Source organism: Streptomyces sp. NBC_01431 (genome assembly GCF_036231355.1).
Taxonomy (GTDB): Bacteria; Actinomycetota; Actinomycetes; order Streptomycetales; family Streptomycetaceae; genus Streptomyces.
This window is the reverse complement of record NZ_CP109496.1, coordinates 2191990-2206421: the sequence shown is the minus strand read 5'-3', so window position 1 is coordinate 2206421 and position 14432 is coordinate 2191990. Positions and strand designations below refer to the sequence as shown.

Sequence of the window (14432 nt, the reverse complement as noted above, 5' to 3'; positions counted from 1 at the left end):
GCCCCGGCCTCGACTCCGGCCCCGGCCGTGCCCCCGTCCCCGGCTCCGGAAGCGGCCGTGGCCCCGTCCCCGGCTCCGGAAGCGGCCGTGGCTCCGGCTCCGGAACTGCTACCGGACCTGGCGAGGGCGTCGGCCCCGGCCCCGCCCCCGTCCCCGGCTCCGTACCAGGAACCGGCTCCGGCCTCGGCGGTGGCTCCGGCCGCGCCCCCGCCCCCGTCCCGGCTCCCCGCTCCGGACCAGGAACCGGATCCGGTCCCGGGCCAAGAACCGGCTCCGGCCCCGCCGTCGGGAACCCGCCGGGTGCGGCTCCGGCGAAGGCCGGCGGGGCGCCCGGGGAGCTTCCGGCCGTGCACGCTGCCGTCATCTGTGTGGCCCTGCCCGGCCTCGTGGTGTCGCCGGAGCACGGACAGCTGACCGGGCGCGGTCTCGAAGGCTTCTATCAGCACGGCCGACGGTTGCTTTCCCGCTGCCAGTTGAGGGTGGCGGGGCGGGAGCCGATCGCGGTTCAGGGCAGATCCATATCGGCCGATCGGGCGCGGTTCCTCGCCGTGGTCCGCACGGCGGCGGACACCGGCCCCGACCCCGAGGTCACCGTCGAACGGCTCCGCCAGGCGGACGGCGCCGAACGGATCACCCTGCGCAGTTCCTCGGCCCGGCCGCTGCGACTCCCGGTGGAGATCGCCCTCGGGACCGACCTCGCCGAGCTCGGAGCGGTCGCCGCCGGGCGTGCCGGGCCCGAACTGCCCGCCAGCGTCCACGACTCGGGGATGCGCTGGACCGCAGGCGGCGTCCGCTCGACGGTGAGTGCGCAGCCGCCGCCGACCGACGCGCTGGCCTCCGCCGGGGTACTGCGCTGGACCATGGAACTGCCGCCGGGCGGCTCGTACACGATCCAGCTGGCCATCAGGACCGACCGGCCCGTGCGACCGCCCGGCCGCACCGCGAGCCCGCTGCCCTCGCCCCAGGACGCGAGGGCCGAGGGGGACGATCAGCGGGTCGGGCCGCTGCTGCACCGCAGCGTGGACGACCTGCGGGCCCTGCTGATCCGTGATCCGGCGCGCCCGGCGGACCTGTACGCCGCGGCCGGTGTCCCCTGGCGGTGCGGGGCGGCGCCGGCCGAGGCGCTCTGGGCGGCCCGCATGGCGCTGCCGCTGTCCACCCGGCTGGCGGCAGCCACCTTGCGCACGCTGGCCAGGACCCAACTCACGGGCACCGTGCGAGAGTTGGGGCTCATTCCGGGGCCGTACAGGGACGCGGGACCGTATCTGCCACCGGGCTGCACGGGTGTGGAGGCGACCCTGGCTTTCCCGGTGGTGCTCGCGGAGGCGCGCCGCTGGGGCTTGCCCGAGCCGGAGGTGGCCGAGCTGCTGCCCGCGGCGGAGCGCTGTCTGCACTGGCTGGCCGCTGCCCTGGGAGACGGCGGTTACCTGGCCGAGACCCGTCCCGGGGTCGCCGGATTTGTCCGCGCCGAGACCCAGGCACACGTCCACCGGGCCGCGGTGCTCGGTGCGGAACTGCTTCGGGAGTGCGGGCGCCCCGGGGCCGACGAGTGGCTCGCGCGGGCCGGGGCGCTCCGGGGCCGGTTCCGGGCGGAGTTCTGGCTGGACGATCTCAGCGGGGGGCGTCCCGTGGCAGCCAGGACCGCCGAGGGCCGTCCTGTTCCGCTGCTCGGAGCGGGCGCCGCCCATTTGCTGGACACCGGACTGCTCGGCGGTGGCCGACTCGCGCCGGGGCTGCTCGACAAGGTGCAGACCGAACAACTGGCCCGGCTGCTGGGCAGCCCCGCGATGGACTCGGGCTGGGGACTGCGCGGGCTCTCCGCGAAGGAGCCGGGATACAACCCCTTCGGCCACCGCGCAGGTGCGGTGCGGGTCCACGAGAGCGCCATCGCCGTCGCGGGCCTCGCGGCCGCCGGATACGAGAAGGAGGCCGGCGCCCTGTTGCGCGGAGTCCTGGACGCCGCCGAGGCGTTCGGGCACCGCCTGCCCGAAATGTACGCGGGGGAGCAGCGCACCGCGGACTCCGCCCCGGCGCCGCACCCGGCCGCCTGCCGCCCGGCGGCGGTGGCCGCGGCCGCCGGCATTCACCTGCTCACCGCCCTCGCCGGGATCCGCCCGGACGCCCCGGCCGGATCGGTCGCACTCGCCCCCGTACGGTCCGCCCCGCTCGGCGCGATCCGGCTCGCGGGGCTGAACGTGGCGGGTGAGCCGTTCACCGTACGGATCAGCAGGCTCGGCGTCGGCATGGTCGAGCAGGCCGCCGCATGGCTCCAGTTGGGAGGCTGAGAGGCGTGAGCGCCATCGGAGAAGAGGCGGGAGAAGAAGTGCCCAGGGGTGTCGAGGGGAGTGTTTATCGTCAGGCAGACGACTATGATCACGGCATGTCGCCCTACGACCCGTCGGCCTTCCCGCCCTTCGCCGTGACCGTCGACCTGGTCGTGCTGACCGTGCGCCGTCATGCGCTCTGCGCGCTCGTGGTGCGCCGCGGGGAGCCACCGTTCCAGGGGCGCTGGGCGCTGCCCGGCGGATTCGTCCGCGGCGACGAGGACCTCTCCGCGGCGGCAGCGAGAGAACTCGGCGAGGAGACCGGGCTGTGTGCCTCGGCCCCGTCGGGCCCGGCTCCCGTCAACGGCGCCCACCTCGAACAGCTCGCGACCTACGGCGATCCCAAGCGCGACCCCCGGATGCGGGTGGTCAGCGTGGCTCACCTCGCCCTCGCCCCCGACCTGCCGGCGCCGCGCGCGGGCGGCGACGCGCACAGCGCGCGCTGGGCCCCCGTCGAGGACCTGCTCAACCAGGACGACGGCTTCGGCCGCGACGGCGAACAGCCCGCGCCGCTCGCCTTCGACCACGCCCAGATCCTGGCCGACGGGGTGGAACGCGCCCGGTCGAAGATCGAATACTCCTCGCTCGCCACCGCCTTCTGTCCTGCCGAGTTCACTGTCGGCGAGTTGCGCCGGGTGTATGAGGCGGTGTGGGGCGTCGCCCTGGATCCGCGTAACTTCCACCGCAAGGTGACCGGTACGCCCGGCTTCCTGGTTCCGGCCGGCGGCACCACGACACGGCAGGGCGGGCGCCCGGCCCAGTTGTTCCGGGCCGGCGGTGCGACATTGCTGAACCCCCCGATGCTGCGGCCCGAGGTCTGACGCCGGGCTTCGCGGACGGTCGGCGCGAGGGGCCCTCTGCCCCAACCCACGCCCAAAGGCCTGACATTCGGGGGCGCCCTGACCCAACCCTGCGCCAAAAGTCCGAAATGTCGCGTTATCTTGCTGGGGTACCCCCGGCTTGCCGCCGAGCCGTCTCACCTACCGCGAGAGAAGCGATGCTCCAGGCGATCGGACTCACCAGCGCCCCCCGGCGAGACCTGCCGCTCCTCGTGGACGACCTCACCTTCGAGGCGAGACCCGGGCAGCTCACCGCCCTCCTGGGCCCGCCCGGCTCCGGCCGGACGATGGCCCTGCGCCTGATGCTCGAACTCGAACCGGGGCGAGGAGTCACCTACTTCCGCGGCCGCCCCCTGCACGAACTCGCCCACCCCGCCCGCGAGGTCGGCACCCTCCTCGGCGACGTGCCCGGCCATCCCGCCCGAACGACCAGAGGCCAGCTCAAGCTGATGTGCACCGTCGCCGGAGTGCCGGTCTCGCGCGCCGACGAGATGCTCGAGGTCGTCGGGCTCTCCGGCCTCGCCGAGCACCGCCTCGGCGCCCTCTCGCTCGGCATGGACCGTCGGCTCGGCCTGGCGGCCGCCCTGCTCGGCGACCCGCACACCCTCCTCCTCGACGAGCCCGCCGAAGGCCTCTCGCCCCGCGAGAACGCCTGGCTGTACGGACTGTTGCGCGGCCACGCCGACCAAGGCGGCACCGTCCTGTGCACCTTCGCCGATCCGAAGGAAGCGGCCCGGGTCGCCGACCGGGTCGTCACCATCGACGGCGGTCGCCTCGTCGCCGACCAGCACGCCGCCGAGTTCGCCCGCACCCGGCTGCGTCCCCGGGTCGCCGTCGCCACCCCCCACGCCGCCCGCCTAGGTGACCTGGTCAGCCGCGAGGCTCGTGCCGCCCAGCGCTCGGTCGAGGTGGTCGCGGAGGACGGAACGCACCTGTCCGTGTACGGCAGCAGCTGCGCGGAGGTCGGGGAGACGGCCTTCCGCAACGGCGTGCTGCTCCATCAACTTGCCGACGAGATCGGCGACACCGGCCCGAGCGTCTCCGTCCCACCCCAGGAACGCCCCGCCGCCCCCCGGAGTTCCCACCCGCTGCCCATTGCCCCGCGGCCGGCCCGTGCCCCGCTGCGCCCCCTGCGCTACGAACTGCGCAGGCTCCTGGGCGTACGGACAACCTTCCTGCTGGCGGGGGCCGTTCTCGCCGTGTCGGCGGCCCTTGCCGTGCTGCTCGCCCGAGGCGGGCACGAGCCGCTGCCCAGGCTCCTCGCCGCCTGGCCGGGACTGCTCCCCCTGCCGCCCGCCGCGCTCGGCGCGGGCCTGTTCGGCGCGCTCGCCTTCGGCGACGAATACCGTTACCCGGCGCTCGCCGCCGACCGCGGCACCGTCCCGCGCCGCCTCGGCCTGCTCGCCGCCAAGCTCGTCGTGACCGCGGCGGCGGCACTCCTGCTCGCCACCCTCGCGGTCGCCCTGGACCACCAGGTGCTGCACCTGGTGTACGGGGGCGACCTGGCGGCGCTGCCGCCGGGGTGGCCCGCGCTGGGCGCCAGTTGGGCGGGCCTCACCGTCGGCTGCGCCTGGGCCGGGCTGCTCGCCGCCGGGATCTTCCGGGCCACCACGGCGGGTCTGGCCGCGGTGCTCGCCGTGCCCGTCATCGTCGTACCGCTCCTGAAGAAGGCCCTGGACGGTCCTTCGGCGCGTTCCGTCGCCGGGCTCCCGGACCGGTTGCGCGACCTGGCCTGGGTGCGGTGGCCGCACGGCCTGGACCACTGGCTCATCGGTGTCCTGCATCTGGTCGCCGAGCCGGTCGGAGCCGCACTGGCGCTGTCGCTGTCCATCCTGGTCTGCGCTTATCTGCTCACCGGCCTTCGCGCCAGGGCCCGTTGGTGAGCCCCTCATGACCCCAGCGGGAGGATCTGGCCACAACTCCCTTGGAGATGCCCGCTTCTTTCCGATAAAGCGTCAATTGCGGCGACGGCGGTGATCACCCTTTCGTGTGCTTTTCACCAAAGACCTCAAGGGTCGCCGGAGTCCCGCCGACAAAGGGTGCATGAGCACCCTTGCGCACAGCATGATGACCGCCCGCACCGTCGACGCCGGCCTCGCGGCTCCGGGCGAACTCGACCGCTACCCCTACGCGGAGGCGCGCCCGTCAGATCGGGTCGGCGCCCCGTCCTGGGACGGCGGCGACGCAGATCTTGGCCGGATGGGCCGGCGCGCGGCAGGTAGCCGGGGCAGGGGCCTGCACGGTCAACTCGTCCAGCAGCTCGGTCAGATGATCGTCTCCGGCGACCTCGGCGCGGACCGCCCGCTCGTCCCCGAGGAGATCGGCCAGCGCTTCGAGGTCTCCCGTACGGTCGTCCGCGAGTCCCTGCGCGTCCTGGAGGCCAAGGGCCTGGTCAGCGCCCGCCCCAACGTCGGCACCAGGGTCCGCCCGGTCAGCGACTGGAACCTGCTGGACCCCGACATCATCGAGTGGCGCGCTTTCGGCCCCCAGCGCGACGACCAGCGCCGCGAGCTGGCCGAGCTGCGCTGGACCATCGAGCCGCTGGCCGCCCGGCTGGCCGCCGGTCACGGCCGCGAGGACGTGCAGCAGCGCCTCGGCGACATGGTGGAGATCATGGGCCACGCGCTCACCCAGGGGGACGCGATCACCTTCTCGCGGGCCGATGCCGAGTTCCACTCCCTGCTGATCCAGCTCGCGGGCAACCGGATGCTGGAGCACCTCTCCGGCATCGTCTCCTCGGCACTCCAGGTCTCCGGCAGCCCGGTCACCGGCTGTGACCGCCCCACGGACGGCTCCCTCGCCCACCACGGACGGATCGTGGACGCTCTGGCCAACGGCGATGCCGCCGCTGCCGAGGCGGCCATGCGTCAACTGCTCACCGTCCACCCGGAGGTGGAGCGGGTCGTTCCCGCACCGCGCGAGCACTGAGCGGGCTCCCGGCGGACGGGCTGAGCCGCCGGATCCCCCCGAGGGGGTCCGGCGCACTCGATAACTGGGTATCTGCCCCTTGTGGTCCCTAAGTCTCCTTTGGGGTGTGACTCGGGCCACGAAGATTGCGCGTAACACTCCTCGGAATCAGGCGATGACTTAAGAGGTAACAGCCGAGGAGGGAATACAGCGGCCAGGTGTGGCGCTGTGCAGCTCCGAGGTTCAGCCCGCGCCCCCGGCACATCCCCAGCCGGTGGTCGTCGGCTCCGGCCCGATCCTGGGCGGGGCCGGAAGCCGTTTTCCATCGTTTCGAGAGGTTGTTCGTGTCGGCCAGCACATCCCGTACGCTCCCGCCGGAGATCGCCGAGTCCGAGTCTGTGATGGCGCTCATCGAGCGGGGAAAGGCTGATGGACAGATCGCCGGCGATGACGTGCGTCGGGCCTTCGAAGCCGACCAGATTCCGCCGACCCAGTGGAAGAATGTTCTGCGCAGCCTCAACCAGATCCTCGAGGAAGAGGGTGTGACGCTGATGGTCAGTGCCGCGGAATCACCGAAGCGCACACGCAAGAGCGTCGCAGCGAAGAGCCCGGCGAAGCGCACCGCCACCAAGACGGTCGCGGCCAAGACCGCCGTGACCACTACCAGGACCGTCGCCGCTTCCGCGGCTCCGGCCGAGACCGTGGACGTGCCGGCCGACGAGGCCGGGGACGCCCCCAAGAAGGCCGTCGCCAAGAAGGCGGCCGTGAAGAAGACCGCCGCCAAGAAGACGGTGGCCAAGAAGACCGCGGCGAAGAAGACCGCCGCCAAGAAGGGCGACGACGAGGAAATCGTCGAGGGCGACGAGCTCCTCGAGGACGCCGCGCCCGGCAAGGGTGACGACGAGGAGCCCGAGGGCGAGAGCAAGGGCTTCGTCCTGTCCGACGAGGACGAGGACGACGCTCCGGCCCAGCAGGTCGCCGTCGCCGGTGCCACCGCCGACCCGGTCAAGGACTACCTGAAGCAGATCGGCAAGGTCCCCCTCCTCAACGCCGAGCAGGAGGTCGAGCTCGCCAAGCGCATCGAGGCCGGCCTGTTCGCCGAGGACAAGCTGGCGAACGCCGACAAGCTGGCGCCGAAGCTCAAGCGCGAGCTGGAGATCATCGCCGAGGACGGCCGCCGCGCCAAGAACCACCTCCTGGAGGCCAACCTCCGTCTGGTGGTCTCGCTGGCCAAGCGCTACACCGGCCGCGGCATGCTCTTCCTGGACCTCATCCAGGAGGGCAACCTCGGTCTGATCCGCGCGGTCGAGAAGTTCGACTACACCAAGGGCTACAAGTTCTCCACGTACGCCACGTGGTGGATCCGTCAGGCGATCACCCGCGCCATGGCCGACCAGGCCCGCACCATCCGTATCCCGGTGCACATGGTCGAGGTCATCAACAAGCTCGCGCGCGTTCAGCGCCAGATGCTCCAGGACCTGGGCCGCGAGCCCACCCCGGAGGAGCTGGCCAAGGAACTCGACATGACCCCCGAGAAGGTCATCGAGGTCCAGAAGTACGGCCGTGAGCCGATCTCGCTGCACACCCCTCTGGGTGAGGACGGCGACAGCGAGTTCGGTGACCTCATCGAGGACTCCGAGGCGGTCGTTCCGGCCGACGCGGTGAGCTTCACGCTCCTCCAGGAGCAGCTGCACTCGGTGCTCGACACCCTTTCCGAGCGCGAGGCGGGCGTGGTCTCCATGCGCTTCGGCCTCACCGACGGTCAGCCGAAGACCCTGGACGAGATCGGCAAGGTCTACGGCGTGACCCGTGAGCGGATCCGCCAGATCGAGTCCAAGACCATGTCGAAGCTGCGCCACCCGTCGCGTTCGCAGGTGCTGCGCGACTACCTCGACTAGGTCGCGCTCGTACGTCAACGAGGGCCCGGTCTCCCCAGGGAGGCCGGGCCCTCGCGCGTATGTGCGCGGGTGCGGCGCGTGACGGGATGAATGACGCTGGGTGTGCCCGTGTCACCGAGAGTCAGGAGACCCGTATGCGCCGTCCCATCGCCCAAGCCGCCACGGGGGCGGCCGTCCTTGCGGTCGCGGCCCTGGGGACACCTCCGCCTGCGGCCGCCGACAGCGTCGTCATCGGCGGGCAACCGGTCCGGATCGCCGACAGTCCCTGGATTGTGGCGGTCTCCAGCCGTGACCGGTTCGGAGGTACGCGTGCGGGCCAGTTCTGCGGGGGAGCGGTCGTCTCGCCCACCAAGGTGCTGACGGCCGCGCACTGTCTGCGTCGCGACGTGCTGGGCGTGGACGTCGCGCAGCTGCGGGATCTCAAGGTGATCGCGGGCCGCACCGAGCTGCGTTCGACCGCCGGCCAGGAGGTCGCGGTGAGCGCCACCTGGGTCAACCCGGGCTACGACCCGGTGACCAACGCGGGCGATCTGGCGGTGCTGACGCTGGCCGCGCCGTTGCCCGCCGGATACGCCATCACCCCGGCCCCCTCCGGTGCCCCGGAGTACCAGGCGGGCACCAGGGCCACCGTTTATGGCTGGGGTGACACGACCGGCCGCGGCAGCTACCCGACGGCGCTGCGCGCGAGTCATGTCTCGGTCTTGGACGACGGGGTCTGTGAGCGCGCCTACCCGCCGAACTCGGACGGTACGTACGTCCGGTCCACCATGCTGTGCGCGGGCGATCCTGAGGGCGGCCACGATGCCTGTCAGGGCGACAGCGGCGGGCCGCTGGTGGCCGGTGGCCGGCTCATCGGTCTGGTGTCCTGGGGGATCGGCTGCGGACAGGCCGAGAACCCCGGGGTCTACACGCGGGTGTCCGCCGTTCCCTGGCAGACCGGCACGGCCGCCTGAGCAAGGCGGCGGCAGGGCCCGACCGGACATGAGAACGGGCGGCGCTCCCCCTGCACGGGGAGTGCCGCCCGTCGCCGGTCCTGGACCGGCCCTGGCTCGTCGTGATGCGAGGTGTCAGCGATCCTCGTCGCCTGCGGACTCGGGCACCGCCGTGAGGCGGTCCGTCTCGTCCTGTATGTCAGCGGCGATCTTCTTCAGCTCCGGCTCGAACTTGCGTCCGTGGTGAGCGCAGAAGAGCAACTCGCCGCCGCTGGTCAGGACTACGCGAAGGTAGGCCTGTGCGCCGCAACGGTCGCAACGATCGGCGGCCGTCAGGGGGCTCGCGGGGGTCAGAACAGTAGTCACGTCGCCTCTTCTCTAGCTCGACGAGCTGTCGTACCAGGGTCAACATCCAACCAGGCCGAAAACGTTCCCGCTCGTGGCTTTTCCTCGAAACTTCTTGGTCAAGGTGGCTGTCTGCTGCCGGTTGGCGGCGAATGAGCCGTATTGCTTCGCTTTACGGGTTTCGCGTTGCTTGTCTTGGTTGGCCCTCCCGGCGGGGTTGCCGGTTGTTCATGAGGACGTGCCCGGAGCCTAAATGGTTCATGCCCGGATGGGAACGTGATATCCGCATCACCCCATCGAGGGATCGAACAGGTTTGCGATGCTGGACTAGCATGAGGATTCGCGAGGGTGGCGTTACAACGGCTCTACCAGGCCTCGGTACCCTCTGACCGGCGACCGACGCCGACCCCTTACCCACCAGGGGCGCAATTGAAATTCAGCGAGGAGCGAACTGCGTGACCGCCGAGACGTCCGTTCCGTCCACTGCGCTGCTGAGCGGGGCAGACCGCGACGGCTCCAACTACACCGCTCGGCATCTGCTCGTACTCGAAGGCCTCGAAGCGGTCCGCAAGCGGCCCGGCATGTACATCGGGTCCACGGACAGCCGCGGCCTGATGCACTGCCTCTGGGAAATCATCGACAACTCGGTCGACGAGGCCCTGGGCGGCTACTGCGACCACATCGAAGTGATCCTTCACGATGACGCCTCCGTCGAGGTCCGTGACAACGGCCGGGGCATCCCGGTCGACGTCGAGCCCAAGACCGGGCTCTCGGGCGTCGAGGTCGTCATGACCAAACTGCACGCCGGCGGAAAGTTCGGCGGCGGCTCCTACGCCGCGTCCGGTGGCCTCCACGGTGTGGGCGCCTCCGTGGTGAACGCGCTCTCGGCCCGCCTCGACGTCGAGGTCGACCGCAACAGCGCGACGCATGCGATCAGCTTCCGCCGCGGCACGCCGGGCATGTTCACCGAGCAGGGCCCCGACGCCCCCTTTGACCCGTCGAGCGGGCTGCTCAAGGGCAAGCGGGTGCCGAAGAACCGCACCGGCACGCGCATCCGCTACTGGGCCGATCGGCAGATCTTCCTGAAGGACGCGAAGCTCTCCCTGGAGAATCTCCATCAGCGTGCCCGTCAGACGGCGTTTTTGGTGCCGGGGCTCACGATCGTGGTGCGGGACGAGCGTGGTCTGGACGGTGAGGGCAAGACCGAGGAGACGTTCCGGTTCGACGGCGGGATCAGCGAGTTCTGCGAGTACCTGGCGCAGGACAAGGCCGTCAACGACGTGCTGCGCCTGTCCGGCTCGGGCACGTTCAAGGAGACCGTGCCGGTCCTCGACGACCGGGGTCACATGACGCCGACCGAGGTCACCCGAGAGCTGGGCGTGGACATCGCGCTGCGCTGGGGCACCGGGTACGAGACCAACCTCAAGTCGTTCGTGAACATCATCGCCACCCCCAAGGGCGGCACCCACGTGTCGGGCTTCGAGCGTTCGGTGACCAAGACCGTCAACGAGGTACTGCGCTCGGCGAAGCTGCTGCGGGTGGCCGAGGACGACGTGGTCAAGGACGACGCGCTGGAGGGGCTGACCGCGGTGGTCACGGTCCGTCTTGCGGAGCCGCAGTTCGAGGGCCAGACCAAGGAGGTGCTGGGGACGTCCGCGGCCAACCGGATCGTCGCCGGTGTTGTCGCCAGGGAGCTCAAGGCCTTTTTGACGTCCACCAAGCGGGACGACAAGCAGCAGGCCCGCGCCGTGATGGAGAAGATCGTCGCGGCCGCCCGCACCCGTATCGCGGCGCGTCAGCACAAGGAGGCGCAGCGGCGTAAGACGGCGCTGGAGTCCTCGTCGCTGCCGGCCAAGCTGGCCGACTGCCGCAGCGACGACGTCGAGCGCAGCGAGTTGTTCATCGTGGAGGGGGACTCCGCGCTGGGCACGGCCAAGCTCGCGCGCAATTCGGAGTTCCAGGCGTTGCTGCCGATCCGCGGAAAGATCCTCAACGTTCAGAAGGCGTCGGTCTCCGACATGCTGAAGAACGCCGAGTGCGGCGCGATCATCCAGGTCATAGGGGCGGGCTCGGGGCGGACCTTCGACATCGATGCGGCCCGCTACGGAAAGATCGTGCTGCTGGTGGACGCCGATGTCGACGGCGCGCACATCCGCATTCTGCTGCTGACCCTGTTCCAGCGCTACATGCGGCCGATGGTGGAGGCTGGCCGGGTCTTCGCCGCGGTTCCGCCGCTGCACCGGATCGAGCTGGTCCAGCCCAAGAAGGGCCAGGACAAGTACGTGTACACGTACTCAGACAACGAACTGCGCACCACGCTGCTGGAGTTCCAGCGCAAGGGGGTGCGCTACAAGGATGCCATCCAGCGTTACAAGGGCCTCGGTGAGATGGATGCCGATCAGCTCGCGGAGACCACGATGGATCCGCGTCACCGCACTCTGCGGCGGATCAACATCGGTGATCTGGAGGCTTCCGAGCAGGTCTTCGACCTGTTGATGGGCAACGAGGTCGCGCCGCGCAAGGAGTTCATCACGAGCTCCGCGGCCACCTTGGACCGGTCGCGCATCGACGCCTGATCCAGCATCGCCGAACGCCGGTCCGCGGACTTCCACGGACCGGCGTTCGGCGTCTCCACCCACGGGTGGAGAGGGAACCTCCACCTGGGGTCCACCCCTGCGCCGATGTGTCCGACCAGGCCTTTTCCGTACCTTCGAAGACGTCAAGGCAGTTCGATCCCGTCGTCCGGAGGCCCCGATGTCCGCGCTTTTCAACGTGCTGATCGCAGTCGCGGTGGCGGCACTCGTTCTGTTCCGCCAGTTCAAGCCGCAGCAGCTCACGGGCTCGCGCTGGTGGGTCATTCCCGCCGTGCTCGGGTTCCTCGCGGTGAAGGACGGCGGACTGATCGACCCGCACCACCACACCGCGTCCATCACCCTGCTCGGCGCGGAAGTCGTGACCGGTGTACTCATGGGCCTCGGCTGGGCCTGGACCACGAGGATATGGACCGAGTCCGACGGCACGGTGTGGAGCCGGGGCACCAAGGCCACCGCCGGGGTCTGGGTCGCGGGCATCGCCCTTCGCCTGGGGCTCGCCGGCCTCGGCGCGGCGATCGGCATCCACATGGGCACCGGCGCCATCCTGGTCGCCCTCGCCGCATCCCTCCTCGTCCGCGGCGGCGTCCTGATGTGGCGGGCCCAGCCGGCCCTTGCGTCGTACGGTGTTGCTGCCGAAGGCGCTGCCCCGCAGGTGTGGAAGGACCGCGTGTGAACCAGGAGGCCTGGCTCAGCTGGCCCTCGCGTGAGGCCCTCTCGCGCGCGGACCTGACCCCTGCCAGACGCAATCTCGCCCGGTCCATCAGGGCGGTGGTGTTCGGAGCGCTGCTGTGGTCCACCTTCGCCGGCAGGACGGGCGCCGGGGGCTGGACCGTGGCGGCGGGCGTGGCCGTCGTGGTGGGCTGCGCCCTGCTGGCCCGCACCTTCTTCCGTCTCACCTACGCGCACCGGCTCTGGCCGTCGCTGCTCAGCCTCCTGCTGGTGATGGGCGCGGCCGCCGGCGCCAAGGCGACGGGGTGGGGCGTGCTCGCGCTGATCTTGTGGTGCGGTTGCGCGGTGACGGCGCTCGAACGGCTTCCGCTGGCGGCCGCGGTGCCATGCACGGTCGCGGCCCTCGGCGCGTACGCGCTGGTCAACCACGACAATTGGCTGACCACGGTGGTGACCACAGCAGGGCTCGGGCTCGCCGGATATGTGCTGCGGCTCGACGCCGAGGCACGCGGCACCGCCTTGCGCCTCCTCGCCCAGGAGAGGGCCGCGCGGGCCGCCGAGGCGCAGTCGGCGGCGCTGGGAGAGCGGGCCAGGATCGCCCGCGAGATCCATGACGTGCTGGCCCACAGCCTCTCGGCACAACTGGTGCACCTGGAAGCGGCCAGGCTGCTGATCGAGAGGGAGCCGGCCGGGGAGTTCCGCGACCGCATCCTGGAACGGGTCGTGGCCGCCCGGGGCATGGCGAGGGACGGGCTCGCCGAGACCCGCCAGGCGCTCTCCGCGCTGCGCGGCGAGATGACACCGGTCGAGGACTTCCTGCACACCCTGGTCGAGGGGCCGGGCGGCGGGAGCGGGGCTGCCTGTGCCGCCCGGGTCCAGGTGGAGGGAGAGCGCCGGGCGCTGCCGGCGGAGGCCTCGCAGACCGTGCGACGGGTGGCGCAGGAGGCGCTGACCAATGTGCGCAAACACGCGCCGGGCGCGGCCGTGGCGGTACGGCTTGAGTACCTGCCCCATGAAGTGGCCTTGGAAGTACGGGACTCGGGCGGCCGGGGCTCCGCCGAGGAACTCGCTGTCAGTGGCTCCGGATACGGTCTGATGGGGATGAGGGAGCGCGCCGAACTGCTCGGCGGCACCCTGGAGGCCGGGCCGGACGAGGAGGGCTTCGTGGTGAGACTGAGGGTGCCCGCATGACGGGGAACACAAGCGGAGCACAGGGGAACATCAGGGTGGTCGTCGCCGACGACCAGTCCGTGGTGCGCGAAGGAATCGTGATGCTGCTCGGGCTGCTGCCGGGCGTCGACGTCGTCGGGTCCGCGCGCGACGGTGAGGAGGCCGTCGCCCGCACTGCCGAACTGGCTCCGGACATCGTGCTGATGGACCTGAGGATGCCGCGGTGCGACGGTGTTGAGGCCACCCGCCGCATCCGCGCCGATCACCCCGGCACCGAGGTGGTGGTCCTGACGACCTACGCCGACGACGACTCGCTCTTCGCAGCTCTGCGAGCCGGAGCCCGGGGCTACCTCACCAAGGACGCCGGGGGCGAAGAGATCATCAAGGCGATACAGGACGTGCTGGCCGGGCAGGCGGGCCTTGCCCCCTCCGTGCAGCGGCGCCTTCTGGAGCGGGTCACCGCGCCGCCCTCCGTCGTCGCACCGGCCGAGCCGCCCGACGGGCTCACCTCGCGCGAGAGCGAGGTGCTCGCTCTGGTCGCGGAGGGGATGTCCAACCCCGAGATCTCCCGGGCCCTGCACATCTCCACCGCCACCGTGAAAACCCACATCAACAACATCTTCGGCAAGACCGGGGTACGCGACCGGGCCCAGGCCATGCGCTATGCCTATCGCCACGGGCTGGCTCAGCCACCGGGAAGCTCCATCACCTAATGGGGTGAAGCGCGGGCGTAGGGGAGTCCGCTGCCAGTTCC

11 protein-coding genes are annotated in these 14432 nt (G+C 71.2%); 10 read left to right on the top strand and 1 reads right to left on the bottom strand.

All coding sequences use genetic code 11. The features are described from left to right. Positions 1-347: 347 nt before the first annotated feature. The 6 genes from OG522_RS10135 to OG522_RS10110 all read left to right on the top strand — a co-directional run bounded on the left by OG522_RS10135 (position 348) and on the right by OG522_RS10110 (position 8921). Positions 348-2285 (top strand): glycogen debranching N-terminal domain-containing protein, encoded by a 1938-nt coding sequence (locus OG522_RS10135; RefSeq protein ID WP_329462625.1) that lies wholly within the window; start codon positions 348-350, stop codon positions 2283-2285. 95 nt (positions 2286-2380) lie between these two features. Continuing rightward, positions 2381-3145 (top strand): NUDIX hydrolase, encoded by a 765-nt coding sequence (locus OG522_RS10130; RefSeq protein WP_329462624.1) that lies wholly within the window; start codon positions 2381-2383, stop codon positions 3143-3145. Between the two features lie 176 nt (positions 3146-3321). Further along, positions 3322-5046 (top strand): ATP-binding cassette domain-containing protein, encoded by a 1725-nt coding sequence (locus OG522_RS10125; RefSeq protein WP_329462623.1) that lies wholly within the window; start codon positions 3322-3324, stop codon positions 5044-5046. Between the two features lie 160 nt (positions 5047-5206). Beyond that, the gene (locus OG522_RS10120) at positions 5207-6091 is read left to right on the top strand and encodes a FadR/GntR family transcriptional regulator (protein ID WP_329462622.1); all 885 of its coding nucleotides are present in this window, start codon (positions 5207-5209) and stop codon (positions 6089-6091) included. Positions 6092-6414: 323 nt separating this feature from the next. After that, the gene (locus OG522_RS10115) at positions 6415-7968 is read left to right on the top strand and encodes an RNA polymerase sigma factor (protein ID WP_329462621.1); all 1554 of its coding nucleotides are present in this window, start codon (positions 6415-6417) and stop codon (positions 7966-7968) included. A 134-nt stretch (positions 7969-8102) separates the two neighbouring features. Further along, positions 8103-8921 carry a S1 family serine peptidase gene (locus OG522_RS10110; RefSeq protein ID WP_329462620.1) on the top strand — a complete coding sequence of 273 codons (819 nt, stop codon included), beginning with the start codon at positions 8103-8105 and terminating at the stop codon, positions 8919-8921. Between the two features lie 114 nt (positions 8922-9035). Here the strand turns inward: OG522_RS10110 and OG522_RS10105 are convergent, their stop codons facing one another. Beyond that, a complete protein-coding gene (locus tag OG522_RS10105; RefSeq protein ID WP_053725523.1) occupies positions 9036-9266 on the bottom strand; it encodes a DUF7455 domain-containing protein in 231 nt (76 codons plus the stop codon). Between the two features lie 434 nt (positions 9267-9700). Between OG522_RS10105 and OG522_RS10100 the strand changes: the two genes are divergently transcribed. The 4 genes from OG522_RS10100 (at position 9701) to OG522_RS10085 (ending at position 14391) form a co-directional block, all read left to right on the top strand. Beyond that, a complete protein-coding gene (locus OG522_RS10100) occupies positions 9701-11821 on the top strand; it encodes a DNA gyrase/topoisomerase IV subunit B (RefSeq protein WP_329462619.1) in 2121 nt (706 codons plus the stop codon). Between the two features lie 178 nt (positions 11822-11999). Continuing rightward, positions 12000-12512 (top strand): DUF1453 domain-containing protein, encoded by a 513-nt coding sequence (locus OG522_RS10095; RefSeq protein WP_329462618.1) that lies wholly within the window; start codon positions 12000-12002, stop codon positions 12510-12512. Beyond that, entirely contained in the window at positions 12509-13699 is a 1191-nt protein-coding gene (locus tag OG522_RS10090; protein WP_329462617.1) for a sensor histidine kinase, read from the top strand. The genes OG522_RS10095 and OG522_RS10090 overlap by 4 nt, the downstream gene beginning before the upstream one ends. After that, positions 13696-14391 (top strand): response regulator transcription factor, encoded by a 696-nt coding sequence (locus OG522_RS10085; RefSeq protein ID WP_329462616.1) that lies wholly within the window; start codon positions 13696-13698, stop codon positions 14389-14391. Before OG522_RS10090 ends, OG522_RS10085 begins: the two co-directional genes overlap by 4 nt. Positions 14392-14432 lie beyond the last annotated feature (41 nt).

Coding starts and splice junctions, on each gene's coding strand:
- OG522_RS10130 (WP_329462624.1), top strand. CDS start 2,381: ATGTCGCCCTACGACCCGTCGGCCTTCCCGCCCTTCGCCGTGACCGTC.
- OG522_RS10125 (WP_329462623.1), top strand. CDS start 3,322: ATGCTCCAGGCGATCGGACTCACCAGCGCCCCCCGGCGAGACCTGCCG.
- OG522_RS10120 (WP_329462622.1), top strand. CDS start 5,207: ATGAGCACCCTTGCGCACAGCATGATGACCGCCCGCACCGTCGACGCC.
- OG522_RS10110 (WP_329462620.1), top strand. CDS start 8,103: ATGCGCCGTCCCATCGCCCAAGCCGCCACGGGGGCGGCCGTCCTTGCG.
- OG522_RS10095 (WP_329462618.1), top strand. CDS start 12,000: ATGTCCGCGCTTTTCAACGTGCTGATCGCAGTCGCGGTGGCGGCACTC.
- OG522_RS10085 (WP_329462616.1), top strand. CDS start 13,696: ATGACGGGGAACACAAGCGGAGCACAGGGGAACATCAGGGTGGTCGTC.